The organism is Streptomyces sp. NPDC050703 (genome assembly GCF_040654435.1).
Classification (GTDB): Bacteria; Actinomycetota; Actinomycetes; order Streptomycetales; family Streptomycetaceae; genus Streptomyces.
In genome coordinates this window covers 196,435-219,800 of sequence record NZ_JBFAHX010000009.1, presented here as the reverse complement: position 1 = coordinate 219,800, position 23,366 = coordinate 196,435, and the positions used below count along the sequence as shown (strand labels likewise).

Here is a 23,366-nt window from a genome sequence, read left to right as displayed (position 1 = left end):
CCCGGCCGGTACCCGTGATTGTCACCGGCACGCGCGCGCGGGGCCACCGGGTGATCCGCGCGCGGTGCCGGGGTGCGGCCGGCCGGGTGTCAGCCGGCGTCCGGGCCCAGTTCGAGGCGCGGCCAGTCCGCGAGGTCGCGCAGGAGCTGCCGGTCGTGGGTGGCGACGACGACGGCGGCGCGGGTGTCGCGGAGAGCGTCGGTCAGCTCGTCGACCAGTGCCGACGACAGGTGGTTGGTCGGCTCGTCGAGCAGTACCAGACCGGGCCGGCCGGCCAGGGCGAGCGCCAGGTCGAGGCGCCGCCGCTGCCCCTGCGACATCCGCCCGACCGGTGTGCGCGCCGCCTCCGCGCCGAGCAGCCCGAGCGCCCCGAGCGGAACGGCCTCGGCGTCACGGAGCGCCCCGCCGGACACCAGCCGCCCCACGTGCCGGGCGTACACCTCGCGGGCGGTCAGCCGGGGGTCCTGCTCGGCGGTCTCCTGGCTGATCCGCACGACGCGGGCCTCGCGCGCCGCCCGCACTTCCCCGTACGCGGGTTCCAGCGCACCGGCGAGGACCGCGAGCAGGGTCGACTTGCCCGCGCCGTTGGGACCGGTGACGAGCAGCCGGTCGCCGCCGTCGAGGGTGACGTCGACCGGCCCCGCGAGCCGCCCCGGTACGCCGACGCCGTGCGCCCGCAGCTGCGGAGCGCCCGGCCGAACGTCCGGCTCGGGCCAGCGCAGGGCCACCGGCGGCTCCGGTACGTCGACGCGGTGCGCGGCGAGCGCCTCCTGCTGCCGGTGCAGGGCCTGGACGGCGCCCGGGGCGCGGGACTGGCGCTGGTGCTTGCCGGTGCCCTTCGGCGGGCGCCAGCCGGTGGAGAGCCGGTCACGTGCCCGCGCCACGGCGTCCTGGAGCCGCCGGTGCTCGTCCTGCTGCTCCGCGTGCTCCTGCTCCCAGCGCAGGCGTTCGCGGCGGCGGGCGGTCTGCCAGGCGTCGTAGCCGCCCGCGTACAGGCGGGGCCTGCCCTCACGGCTCGGATCGAGGTCGAGGAACCGGTCCGCCACGTCGCGCAGCAGCGCCCGGTCATGGCTGACGACGGCCAGGCCGCCGGGGTGCTCGCGGAGCCTGCGGGTCAGGAAGTCGAGGCCGTCGGCGTCGAGGTGGTTGGTCGGCTCGTCGAGGAGCAGTACGTCGTGCCGGGCGCCCAGCAGACAGGCGAGCCGGACCCGGTAGCGCTGCCCGACGGACAGGGTCGACAGGGGGCGTCCGCGGTCGGCGCAGGCGCCGAGCGCTTCGAGGGCGATGTCGACGCGGCGCTCGGCGTCCCAGGCGTCGAGCCGGGTCGCGGCGTCGAGCGCGGCGGCGTACCGGTCGTCGGCGGCGGGGTCGCCGTCGCTCAGTCCGGCCGCGGCGGCGTCGAGCGCGCCGAGGGCGGCGATCGACGCCGCCAGCGCCTGCGACGTCAGGTCGCCGACTTTCTCCCCGTCCCGTACGGACAGCTCCTGGCGGGCGAGGCCGATGGTGCCCGCCCGGTGCAGGGTGCCCGCGTCGGGCGGGATCAGCCCGGCGAGGACGTGCAGCAGGGTCGTCTTGCCGCGGCCGTTCTCGCCGACGACGGCGATCCGGGACCGCGCGGACACGGTGACCGTGACGTCGTCGAGGACGCGCCGGGCCCCACGGACGACGGCGACGCCCTCGGCACGGACGTGCGCACTGCCGCCCGCTTCGACGGGCAGGGAGAGGAACGCGTCATCGCCGTGGGAAGCGGCGGGGGAGTCGGCTCGGGAATCGAGGGGCAAGGAAGGCAAGGCAGGTCACTCCGCAGCTCGCAGTGGAGCCGGGCAGCGTCGATGTGCCGCCCGGCGGAACCGGGACGGCGAGCGCTTGCGCTGTCTCTCGACAGGAAGAAGGCGCCGCCGTCAGCGGACGACGCGCACCTTCTGCGACCAGATACCTCTTGCCATGGGTGCATCGTAACAAGGGGGGCCTGTCACGCGTTCGGATTTCCGGGGCGGGCGGGGACGCGAACAGCCGAGGGACCGGCATCAGCCGCGCCCGCATCGCCCCCTGACCTGCGGCGACAAAACCCCGCCGCGTAGAATCACGGCAGAGTACGCGGCATCCCGACCCTGGACCGCTGGTGACTGGGCCCCCTGCCTACAGCACGGGAAGGCCGGGCCGACTCCCTGCCCTTCTTCTCGTCCGCCGACCGGAACTCCCGTCGGCGCTGTATCGGAGATCAACCCGCTGCCTTGTCCATCGACGCCATCAACGCCATCAACACTCCCGACGTGATCAACACCCCGGACGTCATCAACACCCCTGACGCCTTCGAGACGACCCACGGTCCAGAGGCCGTGGACACCCTTGACTTCATGGACACCGTTGACGCCATTGACCAGGCCGTCGACGCTGTTGACGGCGTGGGCGACGCCCCGGATGCCGTCAACGTCGGTGACGACATCCTCGGGACGCCTCTTCCCCCTGCCCCGCCCCGCGTACGCACCCGCCTCGCCGGCCGCGCGCCCGCCCCGCCGCCGCGCCGTACCGCCGCGCACAGCGTCGGCGCCGTCACCGCCGTACTGCTGGCGCTCGTCGCCATAGGGTCACTGATCCACGAGCCGGTGCTGATACCTCCGCTCGCCGCTTCCGCCGCGATCATCCACGGGGCGCCCCGGCTGCCGCTGGCCCAGCCGCGCAGTGTGATCCTCGGCCATCTGATGTGCGTCGTCATCGGCTACGCCGTGGTCGCCGTCGCGGGCAGCTCGCCCTGGGGAGCCGCCGTGGCGGCCGGTGTCAGCCTCGCGGCGATGACGTTGACGCGGTGTCCGCACTCGCCCGCCTGCGCGACAGCCGTCGTCATCGTCCTGAACGCCCCGTCGCCCGCCACCTTCGTACCGCTGCTCATGGGTTCCACCGCCCTGCTCGTGCTGGCGGGCTGGGCCCTGTCGCGGTCCCGCCCCAGCGGCGCGCGGTACCCCGCCTATTGGTGGTAGGCCCACCACGTGCGGACGCCCCGGGGCGGCCGGCGGGCAGACACCCTCAGGGAGCCGTCTCGTAGGACCCCGCGAGCGACTCCACGGTCTCCCAGACCCGCGCGGTGCGGGCCTCGTCGACGACGGGGCGCCGCACCGCGCCGAGCGCCCAGCTCTGCTGCTCCGCCGTCGCGGAGCCCTTGCCGTGCAGCTCGACGGCGTGCGCGGAGAAGTCGCGGACCAGGACGGCGAAGAGTTCGTCGAGCACGTCCTGGCCGAGGCCGGTCAGGCGTGCCTGCTCCAGGATGAGCTGCCCGTGCACGACCAGCGCGAAGAGCTGGCCGACGGAGAGGAGGAGGTCGAGGTCGCGGCTCTGCTCCTCGTCGGGCGCGGCGGTGGTGACGAACGCGCAGAGCGCGTCGGCCTGCTCGCGGAAGCGGGCGACGTTGGGGACGTCGGCGTACGCGTCGAAGGCGGGGCGCCAGTCGTGGAAGCGCACCGAGCCCAGGCCGCGGGCCGGGCCCTGTGCGAAGAGGAAGGCGTCGTCGCCGGCTTCGGCGCGGGTGGGCACGGGCGGGTACTCGGCCGGGTTCAGCAGGTGGTTGCGCATGAACTTCAGGATGAGGGCGAGGTTGACGTGGACGGTGCCCTCCAGCTTCGGCAGTGAGCGGATCTCCACGGCGGCCTGGGCGAAGTAGGTGTCCTTCTCGAAGCCCTTGGCGGCGATGACGTCCCACATCAGGTCGATGACCTTCTCGCCCTCGGTGGTCACCTTCATCTTCGTCATGGGGTTGAAGAGGAGGTAGCGGCGGTCGTCGGGACCGGCGGAGCGGAAGTAGTCCACGGCGCGGTCGCTGAAGAGCTTCATGCCGACGAGGCGTACGTAGGCGTCGGTCAGCTCGCGCCGCACGTGCGGGAAGGCGGTCACCGGGCGGCCGTAGAGGATGCGCTGGTGGGCGTGGGTGACGGCCTCGTACATCGCGTGCTCGCAGATGCCGATGGAGGCGGTGCAGAGGTTGAATTTGCCCACGTTCACCGTGTTGAGCGCGGCGTCGAAGGCGGCACGGCCGGTGTGCAGCACGTCGTCGGCGGCGACGGGGTAGGCGTCGAGACGGAACTCGCTGACGTACTTGGACGAGTCGACGACGTTCTTCACCAGGTGGTACGCCGGGTGGCGCGAGTCGGCGGCGAAGAACACGTACCCCTCGGGGCCCTCGACGTCGGTGCGGCGGCCGAAGACGGAGACGAGACCGGCGGCGTTGCCGTTGCCGATGTAGTACTTGGAGCCGTTGGCCAGGAAGCCGCCGTCGGGCGTGGGTTCGAGCAGCATGTCGGTGGAGTAGATGTCGGCGCCGTGCGCCTTCTCCGACAGGCCGAAGGCGAACACCTCGCCCTGCGAGAGCAGCTCGGCCGCGCGCTTACGGGCGGCGGCGTTCCCGCTCTGCCAGACCGGACCGAGCCCGAGGATGGTGACCTGCCAGGCGTACCAGTAGTCGAGCCCGTAGAAGCCGAGGATCTCGTTCAGGGCCGCGATCCGCGCGGTGTCCCAACGCCTGTCCCGCTGCCCCTCCGCCGCGGCGGCCGGGGTCAGGAAGGTGGCGAAGAGGCCCTCCTTGCCCGCGAACTCCAGGAAGTCGGCGAGCCAGGCACGCTCCCGGTAGTCCTCGATCAGCCGGCGCTTGCCGCGGCTCTCGAACCAGTCCACGGTCGCGCGCAGCAGCCTGCGGGTCTCGGGGTCGAAGTGGGTCGGGTCGTAGGTGTGCGGGTGGAACAGCAGTGCGTCGGGCATGGGGGTTCGGTCGCCTTTCCGGACAGGGTGGGAGGGGTGGTTGCGAGTGATGGCGCCAGTGCTGGTACTGGTACCGGGACGCGGGCGGGGATCACGGGCGGGGATCGCGGACAAGGGCGCTCAGGCCCGCGGAGCCAACCGGTGCAGGGTCGCGAGCACGTCGTCGAGCCAGGCGAGCGTCATCCGCTCGTACGCGATGCCGCCGCGCAGCACGACGTGCTGCAGCTCCCGCCCGGCGTCCGGCGCCCCTGCGGTCTCGGCCGGGGGGAAGTCGCGCCGCTCTCCCGCGAGGTAGCGGGTGAGGCGTTCGGCGTGGGCCTCGCGGTACCGCTCGACTTCGCGGATCAGCGCGGCCGGATCGCCGAAGGCCGCGCCGCGGATCTTCACCGCCAGCTCGTGGCGGACGCTCTCGGGCTCGATGGGCTCGTCCAGCCACCGCGAGAGGGCGTCGCGCCCCGCGGCGGCCACCGAGTACTCCTTCTTGTCCGGCCGCGCCTGCTGCGCCACGGCGCGCGCGTCGATCCAGCCTTCGCCCTCCATGCGTTTGAGTACGCGGTAGATCTGCTGGTGGGTAGCGGCCCAGAAGTAACCGATGGACCGCTCGAACCGCCGGGCCAGCTCATAGCCGGACCCGGGCTGTTCGAGCAGCGAGACGAGGATCGCGTGCTCTAGCGCCATGCCGCGATCCTGCTATGCAACTAGTTGCATGAACAAGAGGGGCCGACCGGGTGAGACGCGGCTCACCCGCCCCCCGTGCGGCCGTGCTCGCTCGAAATCCGTGACGGCAGAGGAACTTCGGGGAGCCGGAAGGCGTTGGCAGGAGGACGCGCGGTCGCGCGCGGACAGGTATACGGGTAGCCGAGGTGGCACGCATGGCGATGTGGGACCGGATCAAGGACCAGGCCAAGGGTCTGCAGCAGCAAACACAGGGCGGACGGAGCTCCGGCGGCCACGGACGTCCGGGGTCGGGGTCCGCGGGCGGTGGAGGCTCGAAGGCGCAGCTCGTGGGCGTGCTCAAGACCCAGCTCGCCTCCTTGAAGACGGAGCTGAAGAGCGGTGCCTACCGCGACGCCAGCATGGCCATGTGCGCCCTGGTCGCGGCCGCGGACGGCTCGGTCGACCCGGCCGAGCGCCAGCACGTGGAGTCCCTGATCCTGCAGAACGACGTCCTGCAGAACTTCCCGCCCGAGCAGCTCAGGCAGCGGTTCAACAAGCACGTCGACCAGCTGTCGTTCAACTTCCAGCAGGGCAAGACCGAGGTCATGCAGGAGATCGCCAAGGCGGCGAAGAAGCCGATGGAGGCGAAGGCGGTCATCCAGACGGGCTTCGTGGTCGCCGGCGCGGACGGTTACATCGCCCCGGCCGAGGAGCAGGTCCTGCGCGAGGCGTGCATGGCGCTCAACGTGTCGCCGCAGGAGTTCGGCCTCTAGGGCTTGTTGCGGAAGTCCCGCCTGTCCGGCGGCGTCTGGCACGCACACTCGCGGCGTTGTCGGGATCACTCCGAAACCACCAGTATCGGGGTGACCCTCCGCCGCCTTGCGATCGCACGCACCGGACGACTCCGGACCCGCCCTCCGGGCGGACGACGCCACTTTCGCAACACGCCCTGGAAGTCACCGGCCGAGCCGCCCGCTCGCACCGCCGCTCGCACCGCCGCCGGCCGTCGGATCGACTGCTCCGACGGCCGGCGGCGGCGTATGCGCGGTGAGCCGGTCCGGGCGGCTCAGCCGTTGGTGGTGACCCGGACGTAGTCCACGACGAGCTGCTGCGGGAAGGTGGTGCCGCCGTCGGGGTCGCCGGGCCAGTAGCCGCCGACCGCGAGGTTGAGGATCAGGAAGAAGGGCTTGTCGAAGACCCACCGCTTGCCGTTCAGGTCGGCGGGCGTGCGGGTCTGGTAGACGTTGCCGTCCACGGACCACGTGACCCTGTTCGGCGACCAGTCCACCGCGAAGGTGTGGAACTTGTCCGCGAACGCCTCGCCGCCGGGCAGCGTGTAGCCCGCGCCGATGCCGCCGGAGCCCGAGTAGCCGGGACCGTGCAGCGTGCCGTGGACGGTGCCGGGCTCGAAGCCGACGTTCTCCATCACGTCGATCTCACCGCTGTTCGGCCAGCCCACGCTGCCGATGTCGGCGCCGAGCATCCAGAACGCGGGCCACATGCCCTGCCCGCGCGGCACCTTCATGCGGGCCTCGACGTGGCCGTACGTCTGCACGAACTTTCCCGAGGTGTTGAGCCGGGCCGACGTGTACTCGCAACGCCCGTACCAGCACGCGTAGTTCCCGGGGTTCTCCTTGCGGGCGGTGATGACCAGGTTGCCCCGGCCGTCGAGGGCGGCGTTCTTGTTGCCCGATGTGTAGTACTGCCGCTCGTGGTTGTTGACGTTGTCGCCCGTCTCGATCTGCCACTTGCCGCCGTCGACCGCGGCCCCGGCGGGTCCGTCGAAGTCGTCGGAGAAGGTGGTGGCCGCGGCGGAGGCGGCAGGGGCGGCGGGGGCCGCCCGGGCCCCGGCGGGAAGTCCGGCCAGGGCCGAGGCGCAGCAGGCCAGGGCGACCGTGGTGAGCGCCGCGCGGCGGCGCCAGGAGGTGTGCACTGTCATCACATCGCTTCACGTGGGGGGCGAGGAAGTGAGGGTGTCGAAGCGGAGCCTGTTGAGCCATGCGCATGACAAACCGGTGCGACCGACGTCGACATCCGACGTCGAATAACTGAACGCGCCGGGCGATCGACTCCGGCGTTCCGTTCAGTACTTGATTTAAGAGAGCATCACAGGCCCCGTCAAGGACTTGGTGCGGACCAAACCGGCCCGGCTCCACGGACCCCGTGCGAACGGAAGCCGGTGCGATCATCGAGCCATGATCGCGAACGCAGTGCGGATGGTCGACGTGCCGGCGGGACGGGTGACCCTGTCGGACCGGCGGAGCGAGCGCAGTTGGACGGTGGACCTGGCGCCCTACCGGCTCGCGGCCCTCCCGGTCACGCAGAAGCTGTACGCCCAGGTCACCGGCGTGCGCCCGAGCGCGGCCCGGGGGGACGCGCTGCCGGTCGAAAGCGTCTCCTGGTGGGACGCGGTCCGCTTCTGCAACGCGCTGTCCCGGCGTGACGGGTACGCGCCCGCGTACCGCTTCCTGCCCGGCGAAGGGGGCGTCGAACACGTCGAGTGGGACGCGTCGGCCGACGGCTACCGGCTGCCGACCGAGGCCGAGTGGGAGCACGCCTGCCGCGCGGGCACCGGCGGACCGCACTACGGGCCGCTCGACGAGATCGCCTGGTACCGGGGCAACTCCGGCGAACGCATCCAGGACGTGGGCGGCAAGGCACCCAACCCGTGGGGCCTGTACGACATGCTCGGCAACGCCTGGGACTGGTGCTGGGACGTCTACGACGCCGAGGTCTACGGCGAGTACCGGGTGCTGCGCGGCGGCGGCTGGTTCGACGAGCACTGGAGCTGCCGGGCGTCGGCGCGCCGCCGCAGCCACCCGACGTTCCAGGTCGACGACGTGGGCTTCCGCGTCGCGCGTACACCGGCCGGCTGACTCCGCTTGATAGGCAAGTGTGTACTTGCCTATGCTGGGGGTGTGGCCGATGACCTCTTCAAAGCCTTGGCCGACTCCACCCGCCGCACGATCCTCGACGAGCTGGCCGAGCGGTCAGGGCAGACACTGTTCGAGATCTGCTCGCGGCTGAGCGTGAAGCATCAGCTGGGCATCTCGCGCCAGGCGGTCTCCCAGCACCTGGCCGTGCTGGAGACCGCGGGGCTCGTCGAGACGAGACGGGAGGGCCGCTGCAAATTCCACGACCTGAACACCGCCCCGCTGCGGCTGATAGCCGAGCGCTGGCCCACGCCCGACCCGCCAGGACCAGAAAAGAGCACTTCATGAAAATCCATCTGACCAGCGTCTTCGTCGACGACCAGGCCAGGGCCGAGCGCTTCTACACCGATGTCCTCGGCTTCGTGAAGAAGCACGACGTGCCGGTGGGCGGGGGTGCCCGGTGGCTGACCGTCGTCTCGCCGGACGAGCCCGGAGGCACCGAACTCCTCCTTGAGCCCGCGGGCCACCCGGCCGCCGTCACCTACCGGGACGCGCTCGTCGCGGACGGCATCCCGCTCGCCCAGTTCGCCGTCGACGACGTACGGGCCGAGTACGAGCGCCTGCGCGGCCTCGGCGTCGGCTTCACCCAGGAGCCCACGGAGATGGGCCCCGTCACCACCGCCGTCTTCGACGACACCTGCGGCAACCTCATCCAGATCGCGACCGAGCCGCGGTAGCCGACGGCGCGGGCCGGCGGTGCCGCCGCCGTCCCTCGGTCACCCGAGGACCGAGACCCCGGCCTCGGCCCGCGGCACGGCCCGGCGCCGGACCGGCATGCCGAAGGTCGGGTTGGCCACGCCCCAGGCCGCGGCCCTGCAGATCGTCTCCTTGTACAGGGCGGCCAGACGGCCCGTCAGAACCGCGCCGCGGGCGCGGTCGTCGGCGGTGACGTACTGGATGACACCGTCCCCGCGGCCCAGCGAGACGCACTGGTTGAAGTAGCGCAGCGGGGCGTTCGGGAGCCTTCCGCCGGTCAGGCGTGCCGCGAGGGAGTCGGCCGCCTGCCAGGCGGTGGGGGTGCCCGACGCACACGACATCCGGAGCGGTCTGCCGCCCGGGCCCATCGCCATGGCCGCGTCACCGATCGCGTACACGTCGGGGTGCGAGACGGAGCGCATGGTGCCGTCGACCACGATCTGGCCCGTGCCGGTGACCTCCAGCGTGGTGGCCCCGGCGAGGGGGTGGACCGCGAACCCGGCCGTCCACACGGTGACCGCCGCCGGGAGGGCGTCGCCGTCGGCCGTGGTGACCCGGTCGGCCTCCACGGCGGCGACCGCCCTGTGCTCGTGCACCGTGACGCCGAGCCTGCCGAAGACCTTCCGCAGATGGCGGCGGCCCGCGGGCGAGAGCCAGTCGCCGAGCCCGCCGCGTGCGACGAGGGCGACATCGAGGTCGGGCCGGGCCTCGGCGAGTTCGGCCGCCGCCTCGATCCCGGTGAGCCCGGCGCCGACGACGACCACGGGCCGGCCGGCGTCCAGCGCGGCGAGGCGCGCGCGCAGCCGCAGCGCCCCGGGGCGGCCCGCGACGTCGTGGCCGTGCTCGGCGGCCCGGGCACACCTCGGGTGTTCCAGCCGCTGCCGAGGGCGTACACGAGGCTGTCGTACGCCGGCTCGTCGGCGCCCTCCGCGCCGAGCACGGAGACGGTCTTGCCTTCGACGTCGATGCCGGTGACCTTCGCGACCTTCAGGGCGACGCCCGTGCCCGCGAACATCTCGCTGTAGGGCCGGGGCCTGAGCTCCCGGCCGACCGCGAGCTGGTGCATCCGTACGCGCTCGACGAAGTCGGGCTCGGTGTCGACGAGTGTGATGGCGACGTCCTCACGGCGCAGCCGCCTGGCGAGGCGCCCTGCGGCGAACGCTCCGGTGTAGCCGCCTCCGAGGACGATGATGCGGTGCTGCATTTCCTGGCTCCTGTCTCGCGCGGGTTCGCCACCTGAACCGGGCGGCCCGCGTTTTCCTGACAGGAACGTGGTGTGACTCGCCTCACATCTGGCTCGGGCGTGTCAGAAGGTGAGGAGCAGGGGCTCCCCGTGGCCGTGGCCGGCCGCGGCCCACTGCCGGGTCGCGCGTTCGAGCTTGTCGGGGTTCACCTGGCTGCGGAGGGCGTGAATGCCCGTGTCGGTGATCTCCGGGCACATGACGGCGATGACCCGCCCGTCGACGACCGCCACGAGAGCGGGGGCGCCGTTGGCGACCGTGGTGTACACCTCGGGCGAGCCACCCGCGAGATCCCGCTTGGCCTTGCCGGGCAGGAACAGGCCCCGGATGAACGTGGCGACCGCGACGGCGCCCTCGAACGCCTTGGTGCGGGCGGGCACCTTGCCGCCGCCGTCGCCGACCGCGATGGCGTCCTCGGTGAGCAGCCGCACCAGCGGCTCGGTCCTGCCGCTGGAGGCGGCGGTGAGGAACTCCGCGATGACCCGCCGGGCCGCGGCTTCGTCCACCTCGGCGCGGGCCCGGCCGGCCCGGATGTGCTTCTTGGCGCGGTGCGCGATCTGCTGGCTCGCGGCCTCGGTGATGTCGAGGATCTCCGCGATCTCGCGGTGGCTGTGCCCGAAGGCCTCGCGCAGCACGTACACACCGCGCTCACCGGGGGAGAGGCGCTCCATGAGCGTGAGCACGGCGTACGAGACCGACTCGCGCTGCTCGGCGGTGTCGGCGGGGCCGAGCATCGGGTCCCCGGCGAGCAGCGGCTCGGGCAGCCACTGGCCCACGTAGGTCTCGCGCCGTGCGCGGGCCGAGGCGAGCTGGTTGAGGCAGAGGTTGGTGAGGACCTTGGTCAGCCAGGCCTCGGGGACCTCGATGCGGTCGACGTCGGCCGCCTGCCAGCGCAGGAACGTGTCCTGTACGGCGTCCTCGGCGTCGCAGGCGGACCCGAGGAGGCGGTAGGCGATGGCCTGCAGACGCGGCCTGGCGGCCTCGAAGCGGTCGATGTCGCGCAGGGTCGGAGCCATGCCCCGGATACTAGCTTTATGGGGGCGGGACCCCGCGGGGAACGGAGAAGGGGTGGGTCCGACCGTCCCGGGCCGGGCCCACCCCTTCGGCGCGCACCCCGCGTGGAGAGCGGGGTACTGCCGTGCTTCGTGCCGTGTTCAGAGCCTGTGTCGTGACCCTGGCTCTCCACTCACGGCACGACTCACCACCGGTACCAGCGGCCCTTGCGGCCGCCGCTCGCGGCGGGCCGGATGATGAAGCCGAGCAGCCACACCACCAGCACGATGACGGCGATCCACCACAGCGCCTTCAGGGCGAAACCCGCGCCGAAGAGGATCAGGGCCAGCAGAAGAACCAGAAGCAGGGGAACCATGTGTATCAACCTCCTGGCCAACGTTTGCTCTTAACTCCACTTTACAAACACACAAAAGTCGCGTTTCTTTCATGTGGTGCGGGGCATGTGGCCGCACTGTGATGTGCCCCCATCGGCGCAGGTCATGCGGGGGGCCAGGCATTCCCGGACGTCACCGTGGTCGTCGCCGCGGCGGGAGCCGGGCAGCAGGCGTTGGGTGAGGACGGTGCCGGTCAGGGCGATGTTCTCCGCCTGGGTCATGGCGTGGTGGGTGCAGGCGGTGTCGTGGGAGGTGATCCGGCCGGTGACCCAGGGCTGCCAGGCGCGGCCCGTGGGGGCGGTGTCCGGCTTTCCGCGGGTGGCGTGGAAGTAGACCAGGTCACCGTCGAAGACGCCCTCGGTGAAGGTGGGCAGCAGGGTGGCGTGGTGGCTGATGAGCGCCGTGGCCGCCTTGAGGTGGACCTCGTCGAGCGCGTGCTCGGCGTACGACGCCCGGAGCACCTCGGCGGGCATCACGTCGCGGCCGGAGCCGCCGTCCCGCGCGGGGCCGCCGGGGCCGGGCAGGTGCCCGGCGGCTTCGAGGAGGAGGTTCGTCACGCGTCGCGAGTCCTGCTCGGCGCGCAGGTGGCCCGACGGGTCGATGGGCTGGGCGTCGAGCATGGCCAGCATGTCCACCCGCTCGCCCTCGCTCTGCAACCGGACCGCGATGGCATGCGCCAGGGCTCCGCCGAGGGACCAGCCGAGCAGGTGGTAGGGCCCGCTGCCCTGCACCGAGCGGATGTGCCGGGTGTAGTCGGTGATCATCTCGCCGAAGGAAGCCGCGGGCCGGTCGGTGCCGCGCAGCCCGCGGGCCTGGAGCGCGTACACCGGGATGTCGGCCGGCAGGTGCGGCGGCAGCGTCGCGTAGCACCAGCCGAGGCCGCCCGCGGGATGCACGCAGAACAGCGGCGGGCGGGTGCCGGTGGTGCGCAGGGGCAGCAGGACCTCGAAGGCGTCCCGCTGGGTGTCCGCTTCGAGGAGCCGGGCCAGGGAGACCACCGTGGGGGCCTGGTAGAGCGCGCCGAGCGGCAGCTCGGCCCCCAGGTCGGTGCGGACGCGGGCGGTGAGCTGGGCGGCGAGGAGCGAGTGGCCGCCCAGGGCGAAGAAGTCGTCGTCGATGCTGACGTCGGGAACGTCGAGCACGTCGCAGAAGATGCCGCACAGCTCCTTCTCCAGCGTGCTCCCCGCCGGACGGCCGCAGGCCGGGGCGGCGGGGGCCGTGGCGGCGGCGAGCGCGGCGCGGTCCAGCTTGCCCTGGACGGTCAGGGGCAGGGCCCGGTGGACGACGAACCGGGAGGGCACCATGGGGGAGGGCAGCCGGGCCGAGGCCCAGGCCCGCAGGTCGACGGAGTCCAGCGGTGCACCGGCGTCGGCGGCGGGGCTCTCCGCGGCCACCACGTGCGCGGTGAGGGTCTGCGTGGCGCGGGCGCCGTGCCCCGTCTCGTGGACGGTCACGGCGGCGTGCGCGATCCCCGGGTGCCCGGCGACGACGGTCTCGATCTCCGGCAGTTCGATGCGCACGCCCCGCACCTTGACCTGCTGGTCGTTGCGGCCGAGGTATTCGAGATCGCCCTCGTGCGTCAGGCGCACCAGGTCACCGGTGCGGTACATGCGCGAGCCCGCGGGACCGAAGGGGTCGGCGACGAACCGCTCGGCGGTCAGGTCGGTCCGCCCCAGGTACCCGCGGGCGACCTGAGCGCCGCCCAGATACAGCTCGCCGGGCACCGTCGCGGGGACGGGCCGCAGCGCGCGGTCGAGGACGTAGGCCCGTACGTTGTGGCCGGGACGCCCGATGACGGGGCGCTCCGCGGTCTCCTCGATACGCCGGTACACCGCGTCCACGGTGCACTCGGTGGGCCCGTAGTAGTTGTGGAAGACGGTCGAGGGGCAGGTCCGCAGCCGCTGCCACAGGGCGGCGTCGATGGCCTCGCCGCCGACCATGACCATCCGCGGGCGGTGGTCCTCGCCCTCGACGAGACCCGCGGCCAGCAGCCGGCGGAGGAACGAGGGCGTGAGGTCGAGGAAGTCGATGCGCCGCTCGCGGACGCCGGCGACGAGGGCGGCGGGATCGAACCGCACCGGCTCCTCGACGAGGTGCAGCTCCTGACCGGCGGCCAGGAAGAGCAGCCCCACCCAGGCGGTGTCGAACGAGAACGAGGCGGTGAGCGCGGCCCGCAGCCGGCGCCCCGCCGAGGCGACGCCCGGCGCGATCAGGTCGCGCTCGTGGTCGAAGAAGAGATTGGTCAGCTGGCGGTGCTCGACGACCACCCCCTTGGGCCGCCCCGAGGTGCCCGAGGTGAAGCTGACGTACGCGGGATGCCCCGCCCACGACGGCCGGTGAGGGCCGCCGGGGTCGGCCTCCGGCCGGCATCCGGGACCGAGCACCGTCGCCTCCTCGTCGAGCACCACCCTGGGCGTGGCGCGGGCGAGACGCGGGGCTTCTGCGGACGTGGTGATCACGTACCGCGGGCGAGCGTCGGCCACCATGGCGCGGATGCGCTCCGCCGGGTGGGCCGGGTCGAGCGGCACGCAGGCCGCGCCCGTCTTGAGGACGGCGAGCAGGGCCACCACGTAGTCGGCCGTACGGGGCAGCAGCACCGCCACGTACGTCTCGGGGGCGGCGCCCCGCGCGAGCAGCAGGTGTGCGAGGCGGTTGGCGCGGGCGTTGAGTTCCCCGCGGGTCAGCTCCGTCCCGCCGCAGACCAGAGCCGTCTCGGCGGGCGCGCGGCGGGCGTGGGCCTCGAACAGCTCGGGCAACGTCGTGTCGGGGACGGGGTGTTCATCGCCCCGCGCCGTGCTCAGCAGGTGCGCGCGCTCCTCGGCGGGCAGGATCTCGATGTCCCTGAGGGGCAGATGGGGTTCGGCCCGCGACAGCGTCCGCAGCAGGGCCATGAAGCGCCGGTGGTGGGCGGCGACGTCGGCGGCGGAGTACAGCGCGGGGTCGGCCTGGAAGTCGATGCGCAGCGAGCCGTCGGCGGGCCGGTCGTAGACGTTCACGCCAAGACCCGTGACCGGTCCGTTGGACAGGTTGTGCAGCACCGCCGCGTACCTGCCGAAGGCCAACTCCTTGTCGTGCGTCATGATGTTGATGCCCCAGTCGTCCGCGAAGCCCTCGGGACGCCGGGCGATCTTCAGCTCGCGCGCCACGTACCCGTACGGGTAACGCTGGTGGCGCAGCAGCCCCTTCGCCTTCCCGACCGTGTGGCGCAGCAGGTCCTCCAGGGTGCCTTGTCCGTCGAGCCGCACGCGCAGGGGCAGGATGTTGGCGAGCATCGTCGGTACGTCGCGCGCCGCCGGGCCGCGTCCGGTCACCGTCAGGTCCAGCGTCACCTCGTCCCGGCCGCTGAGCCGGTGCACGTACAGGGACAGGGCCGCCATCGCCGCCGTCGCGAGGCCCGTACGCGCCGCGCGCGCGAGGTCCCGCAGCCCGTCCGTGGCCGCGGCGTCGAGGTGGCCGGTGGACCGGACGAAGCCGCGCGGGACGTCCGGCACCTCGTGCGCGGAGTCCGGCCGGGAGGGCCAGTCGGCCAGCTCCGCCGCCCAGTACTCCCGGTCCCGTACGAACCGCTCCGACGCGTGGTACTCGGCCTCGTCCTCAAGGACGCGGCTCAGGGCGCCCATGCGGCCGGGCGGGACGGGCCGCCCGGCGTCCAGGGCGGTGTAGACCTCCGCGATCCGCTGGATGAACAGGGCCGCGCCGTAGCCGTCCAGGGTGATGTGGTGCATGGCCAGGTACAGCAGGCACCGGTCCTGAGCCGTCCGCAGTGCCGTGAAGACCACCGTGGGCGCGCGGCCGAGGTCGACCGGCCGGTCCAGCTCGGCCCGCATCCACGCGTACGCGGCCGCGGTGGGGTCGTCCTCGTCCCGCAGGTCGACCTCCGGCAACCGCCAGTCGCCCAGCGGCTCGACGACCTGCCGCACACCGCCGTCGTCGTCGGTCACGAACCGCGCGCGCAGCCCCTCCGCGTCGGTGAGGGCCTCGCGCAGCGCCCGCTCCAGTACGCCCGCGTCCACCGGGCCCTGGATCTCCACCACTTCGGCCGCCCGGAACGCCGGGCTCCGTGGGTCGAGGGCCTGGGCGAACCACATGCCCGTCTGCGCAGCGCTCAGCGGCATCCCGCGGCCACCGTCGAACCTACTGTCCATTCTCGCGTCAACTTCCCTCACGGCCAGGGCCACCGCCCGCTCGCGCCGGCTCGCGGCACGCTCACACCGCCGCCCCTCCGCTCGGGGCGGGTCATCCGGTCATGTGCCATAGAGGGCAACGAGCCGCGCTCGGCGAAGTGTCGGTTATCAGGCAACCTGCTCGCGGAAGGCGGCCTCGTCCCGCCGCCCCTGACGTCACTCCCACTGCCATTCGAGCCCGTAGACGCCCGGCGGGCACTTGGCGGGCAGCAGGTGGGCGGTGTGGGACGTGTCGAGGAGGACGCGGTGGCGCTGGCGGGCCTCGCCGTCGAGGCGTTCCCGGTAGAAGTAGTGGCAGCTCGACGGAGTGGCGAGTGGGTGGAACCGCACGTGCAGGAGGTAGGTCCTGAGCGATCCGCGGATGCGGCGCTCATGGCTGGTCGAGGCCGTGAGCGACGGGCCGATGTGGACGGTGTACTCGACCACCGCCGTGTCGTTGCGGGCCAGTGGGCGGCCGAAGGAGATGTCCGCGAGCACGCTGCGCAGTTCCGGCACGAAGCGCCGGCCGGTGAGTTCGCCGTTGCGCACGACGACGTCGACGGCGTCGTCCGGCAGCGCGTCGAGGAAGTGGACCACCGTGAGCTGCCGGGCGCCGTCCCGGACGGCTCGCAGCACGGTCGTCACCGTCATCTCACGTATGGAACGGTGTTCGTCCAGCGTCACCGTCTCATGGGTGACCAGCGCCTGGGTGTCGGAGTTGAAGTGCGGGAACGCCTCGCCGAGCGCCTGTTCGAGGTCGGACCTCTCGCCGTAGACACCGCGGACGGCGGCCGGGTCGTGCGGCAGCGCCCGGCCGCGGGGCCGGTGCGGTCCGAGCAGGGAGCGCAGGGTGCCGGGCGACAGCCCGAGCATCGGCTCCAACGCGTCGATGGCTCGCAGCGACTGGGGCCGCTCGGGCTGGCTGCGGCCCCGCTGCCAGTGGCTGAGCGTCGCGGGGCTCACACTGATCCCCTGGGCGTGGAGGCGGTCGCACACCCGCTCCAGGGAGAGCCCGCGCTGCCGCAGCGCCTGCCGCAGGACGGCGGCGAAGGTCGCCTCCGGGGCACGCGGGTCGAGGTCCCGGAGGTCGGTGCCGCAGGGGGCGTGGTGGTCTGCGCGGTCGCCGAGCCCGTTCGGGCCCGAGGCGAAGAGGTCGTTCGTCATGATGTCTTCCGGTGGGGGGACGTATGTGTGCCGTTCCACGGCCGGCGGGTTGCCCGCACCCATACGCCGAGCAGGGGCCGATCACCGTAACCGGTGAACGGCCCCTGTGACCCGGGACGAAGGGGATCAGTTGGTGTTCAGCGTCAGGCCGTAGTAGCTGAGCGCGTCATCGAGCGGCTGGAAGTAGGAGGAACCGCCCGAGTTCACCCCGGAGCACTGCTGGCCGACGGGGCCGCCGGAGGTCATGCCCTGCGCCTGGTTGCCGGAGATGTAGGCGCCGCCGCTGTCGCCGCCCTCGGTGCAGACCGTGGAGCTGGCGAGGCCGGAGACCACGGTGTCGGGGCCGCCGTTCTGGTCGGTGTAGGTCACGCTGACGTTGTACGAGCGGACGGTGCCGCAGGTCCAGCCGGTGGTCTGGCCGGACTTGCAGAGCGCGGCGCCCGAGGCGGCCCTGCGGCTGCCCCGGACGGCGACCGGGCTGCCGTTGCCCCAGGTGCCGACGCTGGTGGCGATGGAGTTGCCGGCGTCGACGGCTGCGACGCCCATGTCGACGCTGCGCGTGCCGACCGCGAACCGGCTGTGCGTGGCCTTGGCGAAGCGTGCGTTGTTGTACGAAAGGACGGGCAGGTCCTCCACACAGTGCCCCGCGGTGACCAGGAACTGCTTGCCGTTCCTGTCGCGGGCGCCGTAGCCGACGGAACACAGGTAGCCGTTGTAGGTCATCCGGCTGCCCGGGTAGATCACGGCCTGCGGGGTGAGCTTCTCCTGGCCCTTGACGACCTTGACCGCCTTGCCGTGCTTCGCCGCCTCGGTGAGGAACGCCTTGGTGGCCGCCCCGCGCCCGCTGTTGACCTCGACCGTGACCGTGTCCGACGCGAGGTCGACGCGCCACGAGGAGACACCCCCGGGAACGCGCTTGGCGGCGAGGGTGTCCAGCTTCGCCTTGATCTTCTCCAGTTCGGCCTGGCCGCGGGCGGGGACCCGGGAAGCGAGACCGCTCTTCTCGATCTTCCTGGCCTCCGCGGCGTCACCGGCGTTGACGGTCAGCTCGCCGCCGGCGGTGAAGAAGGCGCCGTCGCCGGATATGCCGTCCTTGGCCAGCTCCGCGAGCCGTCTCTGCTGTGCGTCCTGCTCGTCGAGCCGTTCCACGGCGGCCTTCTCGCTGACGCCGAGCGAGTCGGCGAGCGCCCGCACCATCTCCGGCTGGTACCGCGGGGCGGCGGCCTCGGTCGCCTGGGCCTGGGCGGTCACGGCGGTGACCGAGAGCAGGGCTCCGGCTGCGGCGATCAGGGCAGACTTATGCGAAATGCGCACTCTTATTCCTTCCGGTAGCAGGCAGCGGCCCACGGCATTCCCGCGTCCCGGGACAACGACATTCCGGGGACGGGGATTTGGGTGCGATTCCCGTGAAGGCGGGCAGGTGCCTGGCGGCGAAAGTGGGGGCTTCGCCGCGCCCCGACTTTCGCCCATCCGCCGGAGCGTCATCAAGGTTCGCGACGGGGCGGGTTTTTAACAGAGTTCCTTTGAATCTGTTTACCGCGCAAGGGCCGCCGGCCGGGGCACGGTTGCCCGCCACTCACCGTCCGTGGCGCGGCCCCCGGAAACATTCGTAGGGTGGCCCCATGCCACTCGTAGAAGTCACGCACGCTCCCGATGTCCCCATATCGAAGCTCCAGGAACTGGGTTCGGTACTGCCGCACCTCGTGTCCGTCGCCGTGGAATGCCCCGAGGAGCCGTACGACGGATGTCTCCAGCCGGGCGACGTCGAGGTCCGCTTCCGCGGCCTGGGGCCGCTCGACCGCTGCGGCCTCGACGTGGTGATCGAGGTGCGGTCCAAGTACTTCGAGAGCAGGGCCGCCGACCGGCAGGAGCGGGTGGACCGCCTGCACGAGGACATCCGCACCGCGACCGGCCTCGACGACTTCGGCGTCTACCTGTCGCTCCCGGTGGCCGCCTGGGCGCAGGGCGACTGACCCCTGGTGAACGGGTGACTCCGCGTCACTCGTTCAGGGGAAGCGGCGGCGGCACACGTCTCGGCGAGCGGCCGGGTGGGCAGGACGGCGAGCGGCAACAGGGCGGGCACTACTCCCCGCCGGGTTCCGCAGGTCCGTTCCCGTCACCCCGGAAAGGCGGAACCGCATGGTCTCCGTGGCACCCAAGGACGACCCCCGACGGTGGAAGGCCCTGGTGTTCATCTGCCTCGCCGAGCTGATGGTCGTGCTCGACGGCACCATCGTGAACATCGCCCTTCCCTCCGCCCAGCGGGACCTGCACTTCTCGGACGCCGACCGGCAGTGGGTGGTCACCGCCTACGCCCTCGCGTTCGGCGGACTCCTGCTGTTCGGCGGGCGCGTCGCGGACCTGTGGAACCGCAGGCACGCCTTCCTCCTGGGCGCCGTCGGATTCGCCGTCGCCTCCGCCCTGGGCGGCGTGGCCGTGAACACCGCCATGCTCATGGGCTCCCGTGCCGTCCAGGGCGCCTTCGCCGCGCTGTTGGCGCCGGCCGCGCTGTCCTTGCTGTCGGTGATGTTCACCCAGGCCGAGGAGCGCGCCAAGGCGTTCGGCATCTACGGGGCCATCGCGGGCGCCGGAGCCGCGATCGGCCTGCTGCTCGGCGGCGTGCTGACGGAGTACCTGACCTGGCGCTGGACCCTGCTCATCAACATCGCCTTCTCGGCCGTCGCCGCCCTGGGCGTCCTCTACGTCGCCGACGAGCGGGGGACCGGCCGCCGCGGCCGCCGCCTCGACCTGCCGGGCGCCGCGCTCGCCACCGGCGGCCTCGTCTGCCTGGTCTACGGCCTGACCAGGGCGGAGTCCGACGGCTGGGCCGCACCGGTGACCCTGACGCTGTTGGCCGGCGCCGTCGTGCTCCTCACCGCGTTCGCCGTGCTCGAAGCCCGGGTGCCGGAACCGCTGCTGCCGCTGCGCGTGGTCCTCGACCGCAACCGGGGCGGCGCCTACCTCTGTCTGGCCGTCGCCTTCGTCGGCATGTTCGGGCTGTTCCTCTTCCTCACCTTCTACCTCCAACGCGACCTCGGATTCAGCCCGTTGCTGTGCGGAGTGGCCTTTCTGCCGCTGACCGTCGGCATCATGATCGGCGCGACCCTGATCGGCACCCGCCTGACGCCGCGCGTTCCCGCCCGGCCGCTGATGACGGCGGGGTTCCTGGTCGGGGCCTCGGGGCTCGTCGTCCTCGCCCGGATCACCCCGGCCGGCTCCTACACCACCACCGTCATGCCCGGCATGTTCGTCATGGGCCTCGGCCTGGGGACCGTTCTCATGCCCGCCGTCAGCCTGGCGACCCACGCCGTCGCGCCGCGGGACGCCGGTGTCGCCTCGGCCATGGTCACCACCGCCCAGCAGATCGGCTGTGCCGTCGGCACCGCCCTGCTCAACACCGTCGCCGCCACCGCCACCGCCGCCCACCTGCGCGACCACCCGCCCCTCGACCCCGCCACCGCCCTGGAGACCACGGCGCGCGCGACGGTCCACGGCTACTCCACCGCCATCTGGTGCGCGGCGGGCATCCTCGCGGTGGCCGGCGTGGCCGCCGCGGCCCTCATCGACCACCGGCCCCGTACCACCGCCGCAGGGCCGGCGGACGCAGGGGGCGGCGGTCACCGTCGGGCACCGGTCCACGAGGCCGGTCCTTCGTAGTACCCGGGGTGCGCGGAGCGCCGCCGCCGTCCCGCACGAAACCGCCGGGCACGGTCGTGATGAGCGCCATCAGCACGCCCATGGTGAAGATCCGCCCGTCGATGACGCCGAGGCTCCGGCCGGCGGAGAGCACCACGATCTCGGTCAGCCCCCGCGTGTTCATCAGCAGGCTCAGCGTCACGGTGTCCCGCCGGTCCATCCCCCCGAGGCGCGCGGGCACCGCCGTGCCCACCAGTTTGCCCGCGCAGGCCAGCGCGACCATGGCGGCCAGTTCGAGCCAGCCACGCCCCGTGAGCGCCCCGAGATCCACATGGATGCCGGTGACGACGAAGAAGACGGGCAGCAGGAGCGAGGACGACTGCTCCAGCGAGGTCCGCACCGACGCGGTCAGGGCGTCGGCACTGCCGCGCGGCATGATCACACCGAAGGCGAACGCGCCGAAGATCGCGTGGATGCCGATCCAGGTCGTGGCGTACGAACAGAGGAAGATCCCCGCGGTGACGACGGCGAGGAGCTCTCCCCGCGACCCGCGAGCGGTCGCCCGGCGTACGGCCACCGCGAGCAGCGGCCGTACGAGCACGGCGAGCAGGCACACGAAGGCGACCGCGAGGACGAGGGTCTGCGCGGCTTCCGAGGGATGGCCCGCCGTGGCGAGGGCGGTGCACAGGGCGAGCAGGCACCAGGCGAGTACGTCGTCCGCGGCGGCCGCGGCCAGCGCGATGCTCCCGACCGCGGTGTCCGTGAGCTTCTTCTCGTCGAGGATTCTGGCGAGCACGGGGAACGCGGTGATGGCCAGTGCCGTGCCGAGGAACAGGGCGAACACCCCGAAACCTATGTGCTCCCCGGCGGGCGGCGGATGGTGGCCGTACAGGATCGCGGCCAGCGCGACGCCGCACCCGAAGGACAGGGTGAGCGCGCACAGCGACACCGACGCCGCGTGGCGGGCGCCGGTGCGCAGCAGCGCGGGGTCGGTGTGCCAGCCCAGGAGGAACATGAACAGCAGCAGTCCGACCTGGGCGACGGCGGACAACAGGGGGCGGGTGTCCTCGGGGAAGAGCATGCGGTCGGGGCTGCCGGGCAGCAGCCCGAGCAGGCTCGGACCGAGGGCGATGCCCGCCGCGATCTCGGCCATGACGGCCGGTTGGCGCAGCGGGCGCGCGAGCCGTTTCAGCACGGCGCAGGTCAGCAGCATGACGGCGAGGCCGACGCCGACCATGGCGAACGTCAGATCGGCCGCGGTGGCGGGCGAGTCGAGCGCCTCCGTGATCATGGCGTACCCCCCTGGCGCCGCCCCGCGGCCTCCGGCACGTGCCGGCCGCTGCCGGCGGCCGGGGCGGCGTGCGCGGCGATGACCTCGTCGACGACCTGGTGCGTGCGCGCCGCGAGGTCGTCGATCTGCGCGTCGGTGTACCAGGAACGGCTGACCGGCAGGTCGATGTGGAGACCGTCGCCGAAGCGGGTGACGACCACGAAGAGCGTGGGGATGCGGGCCATCGGCAGGACCCGCAGCCCCGTGGCCACGAGCCCGCCGGGCAGCGACGGCACGGCGATCCGGCCGAGGTTGGTGACGAAGAAGGTCGGCGGGCACTGCCGCGCCATGTACGGGAAGGCCGCGAGCTCCCGTTCCGGGATGCCGGCGGCGAGGCCCTCGCGCACGGACGCCGCCAGGTCGCGGCCCAGGGCGAGCGGGTCGGCGGGGACGTCGACGGAGAGCCTGACCGGCATGCCGGAGGCCGCGGACTGGAGCACCTCCTCCGGGATGGGCGGTGTCACCCTCCTGCGCATGTCCACCGCCACGCCGCAGCACACGGAGACCGGCCCGTCGGCGGGGTCGAGCGCGGGCCGGACGGCGGCCGTGAACAGCCCGCACACCAGGGAGTTGACGGACAGCGCGTGCCCGTGGGCGATGTCCACGAGCGCGGCGGTCCCGGCGGCGTCCACGCTGACGCGGGCGGCTCCGAACGTCATGTCGGGCCCCGGCCCCGGACCCGCCGACGCCGGTGAGGGCAGGCGGGCCGGGGGGACACGGGCGTCGGTCTCCGCCCGCCGCGCCACGTACTCCCGCAGTTCGTCCGGCGTGTACTTGTGGTGGAACGCCTCCTCGATCGCCGGGGCGAGGACCGGCAGGACCGGCGCCGTGGCGGCGGGCCGTCCCGAGCACGCGTCGGCGTACAGGGACCAGAGGGCCTGGTGCAGGGCGATGATGCTGGTGCCGTCCACGCAGGCCCGCGGCAGCGTGGTGACGAGCAGGTGTGTCCGCCCCGGTGGACCGGTCCGCTCCCGCGTGATCAGGGCCATGCGCAGCAGGGGGCCCTCGGACCAGTCGGTGGCGGCGTTCAGCTCCTGCCGCAGGTCCGTGGCCCGGACGAGCCGGACGGCGGGACGCCGCCCCGCCATGACGCGCACATACGCGGTCTCGCCCTGGAGGGACAGGTTTCCGCCCAGTACGGGATAGCGGCACACGAGTCGTCCGAGCGCGCTCTGGAGCGCTTGGGCGTCGATGTCCCCCCGCAGTTCCCAGACGGTGACCACACGCATGTCACCGGCGGTCATCATGGCCTCATGGCCGGACAGAAGGCGTTCCATTTCCCCACCTCTCATTGAAATGCCGCGAACCTTCTCGTGGGCCGCATCCGTCGGCGCATCCCCCGAACGGACCGCGTGGCGCCGGGATATGGCGCGTTCCTTCTCGACGTGAGCCGGTGACGCGCGGCCCATGCC

The 23,366-nt window shown here is 72.6% G+C and carries 18 protein-coding genes and 1 pseudogene; 7 read left to right on the top strand and 12 right to left on the bottom strand.

What is annotated here, in order from left to right:
• Positions 1–89: 89 nt before the first annotated feature.
• Positions 90–1,781: an ABC-F family ATP-binding cassette domain-containing protein gene (locus AB0I16_RS12120; RefSeq protein ID WP_363249224.1), complete on the bottom strand. Its 1,692-nt coding sequence runs from the start codon at positions 1,779–1,781 to the stop codon at positions 90–92.
• A gap of 453 nt (positions 1,782–2,234) precedes the next feature.
• Here AB0I16_RS12120 and AB0I16_RS12115 point away from each other — a divergent pair, with 453 nt between their 5' ends.
• Positions 2,235–2,978, top strand: coding sequence for an HPP family protein (locus AB0I16_RS12115; protein WP_363249223.1), 744 nt, complete (start codon positions 2,235–2,237; stop codon positions 2,976–2,978).
• Between the two features lie 46 nt (positions 2,979–3,024).
• Here the strand turns inward: AB0I16_RS12115 and AB0I16_RS12110 are convergent, their stop codons facing one another.
• Entirely contained in the window at positions 3,025–4,746 is a 1,722-nt protein-coding gene (locus tag AB0I16_RS12110) for an acyl-CoA dehydrogenase family protein (RefSeq protein WP_363249222.1), read from the bottom strand.
• Positions 4,747–4,866: 120 nt separating this feature from the next.
• Positions 4,867–5,424 (bottom strand): PadR family transcriptional regulator, encoded by a 558-nt coding sequence (locus AB0I16_RS12105; RefSeq protein ID WP_363249221.1) that lies wholly within the window; start codon positions 5,422–5,424, stop codon positions 4,867–4,869.
• A gap of 194 nt (positions 5,425–5,618) precedes the next feature.
• On the opposite strand from AB0I16_RS12105, the gene AB0I16_RS12100 reads away from it, so the two are divergent.
• The gene (locus AB0I16_RS12100; protein WP_363249220.1) at positions 5,619–6,176 is read left to right on the top strand and encodes a tellurite resistance TerB family protein; all 558 of its coding nucleotides are present in this window, start codon (positions 5,619–5,621) and stop codon (positions 6,174–6,176) included.
• A 293-nt stretch (positions 6,177–6,469) separates the two neighbouring features.
• On the opposite strand, the gene AB0I16_RS12095 is transcribed toward AB0I16_RS12100, so the two are convergent.
• Positions 6,470–7,342 (bottom strand): glycoside hydrolase family 16 protein, encoded by an 873-nt coding sequence (locus AB0I16_RS12095; RefSeq protein WP_363249219.1) that lies wholly within the window; start codon positions 7,340–7,342, stop codon positions 6,470–6,472.
• Positions 7,343–7,598: 256 nt separating this feature from the next.
• Between AB0I16_RS12095 and AB0I16_RS12090 the strand changes: the two genes are divergently transcribed.
• Genes AB0I16_RS12090 through AB0I16_RS12080 form a run of 3 tightly spaced genes read left to right on the top strand, consistent with a single transcriptional unit; the run spans position 7,599 to position 9,013 of the window.
• Entirely contained in the window at positions 7,599–8,279 is a 681-nt protein-coding gene (locus AB0I16_RS12090) for a formylglycine-generating enzyme family protein (RefSeq protein WP_363249218.1), read from the top strand.
• Between the two features lie 42 nt (positions 8,280–8,321).
• Positions 8,322–8,624 (top strand): metalloregulator ArsR/SmtB family transcription factor, encoded by a 303-nt coding sequence (locus AB0I16_RS12085; protein WP_363249217.1) that lies wholly within the window; start codon positions 8,322–8,324, stop codon positions 8,622–8,624.
• Entirely contained in the window at positions 8,621–9,013 is a 393-nt protein-coding gene (locus AB0I16_RS12080) for a VOC family protein (protein ID WP_363249216.1), read from the top strand. The genes AB0I16_RS12085 and AB0I16_RS12080 overlap by 4 nt, the downstream gene beginning before the upstream one ends.
• A 39-nt stretch (positions 9,014–9,052) precedes the next feature.
• Here the strand turns inward: AB0I16_RS12080 and AB0I16_RS12075 are convergent.
• The 6 genes and pseudogenes from AB0I16_RS12075 to AB0I16_RS12050 form a co-directional block, all read right to left on the bottom strand.
• A pseudogene (locus tag AB0I16_RS12075) lies at positions 9,053–10,236 on the bottom strand (FAD-dependent oxidoreductase).
• Positions 10,237–10,338: 102 nt separating this feature from the next.
• Positions 10,339–11,289: an RNA polymerase sigma factor SigJ gene (sigJ, locus tag AB0I16_RS12070; protein ID WP_363249215.1), complete on the bottom strand. Its 951-nt coding sequence runs from the start codon at positions 11,287–11,289 to the stop codon at positions 10,339–10,341.
• A 182-nt stretch (positions 11,290–11,471) separates the two neighbouring features.
• A complete protein-coding gene (locus tag AB0I16_RS12065) occupies positions 11,472–11,642 on the bottom strand; it encodes a hypothetical protein (protein WP_062768788.1) in 171 nt (56 codons plus the stop codon).
• 69 nt (positions 11,643–11,711) lie between these two features.
• Positions 11,712–15,806 carry an amino acid adenylation domain-containing protein gene (locus tag AB0I16_RS12060; RefSeq protein WP_363249214.1) on the bottom strand — a complete coding sequence of 1,365 codons (4,095 nt, stop codon included), beginning with the start codon at positions 15,804–15,806 and terminating at the stop codon, positions 11,712–11,714.
• A gap of 195 nt (positions 15,807–16,001) precedes the next feature.
• Positions 16,002–16,988, bottom strand: coding sequence for a helix-turn-helix transcriptional regulator (locus AB0I16_RS12055; protein WP_363249213.1), 987 nt, complete (start codon positions 16,986–16,988; stop codon positions 16,002–16,004).
• Positions 16,989–17,114: 126 nt separating this feature from the next.
• Positions 17,115–18,257, bottom strand: coding sequence for a S1 family peptidase (locus tag AB0I16_RS12050; RefSeq protein ID WP_363249235.1), 1,143 nt, complete (start codon positions 18,255–18,257; stop codon positions 17,115–17,117).
• Between the two features lie 353 nt (positions 18,258–18,610).
• Between AB0I16_RS12050 and AB0I16_RS12045 the strand changes: the two genes are divergently transcribed.
• Positions 18,611–18,961, top strand: coding sequence for a hypothetical protein (locus AB0I16_RS12045; protein WP_363249212.1), 351 nt, complete (start codon positions 18,611–18,613; stop codon positions 18,959–18,961).
• 166 nt (positions 18,962–19,127) lie between these two features.
• Positions 19,128–20,645, top strand: coding sequence for an MFS transporter (locus AB0I16_RS12040; RefSeq protein WP_363249211.1), 1,518 nt, complete (start codon positions 19,128–19,130; stop codon positions 20,643–20,645).
• On the opposite strand, the gene AB0I16_RS12035 is transcribed toward AB0I16_RS12040, so the two are convergent.
• Both AB0I16_RS12035 and AB0I16_RS12030 read right to left on the bottom strand, forming a co-directional pair.
• Positions 20,548–21,915, bottom strand: a complete 1,368-nt coding sequence (locus AB0I16_RS12035; RefSeq protein WP_363249210.1) for a cation:proton antiporter — start codon at positions 21,913–21,915, stop codon at positions 20,548–20,550. The two genes, AB0I16_RS12040 and AB0I16_RS12035, sit on opposite strands and share 98 nt — an antisense overlap.
• Positions 21,912–23,231 carry a condensation protein gene (locus tag AB0I16_RS12030; protein ID WP_363249209.1) on the bottom strand — a complete coding sequence of 440 codons (1,320 nt, stop codon included), beginning with the start codon at positions 23,229–23,231 and terminating at the stop codon, positions 21,912–21,914. Before AB0I16_RS12030 ends, AB0I16_RS12035 begins: the two co-directional genes overlap by 4 nt.
• Positions 23,232–23,366: the final 135 nt, after the last annotated feature.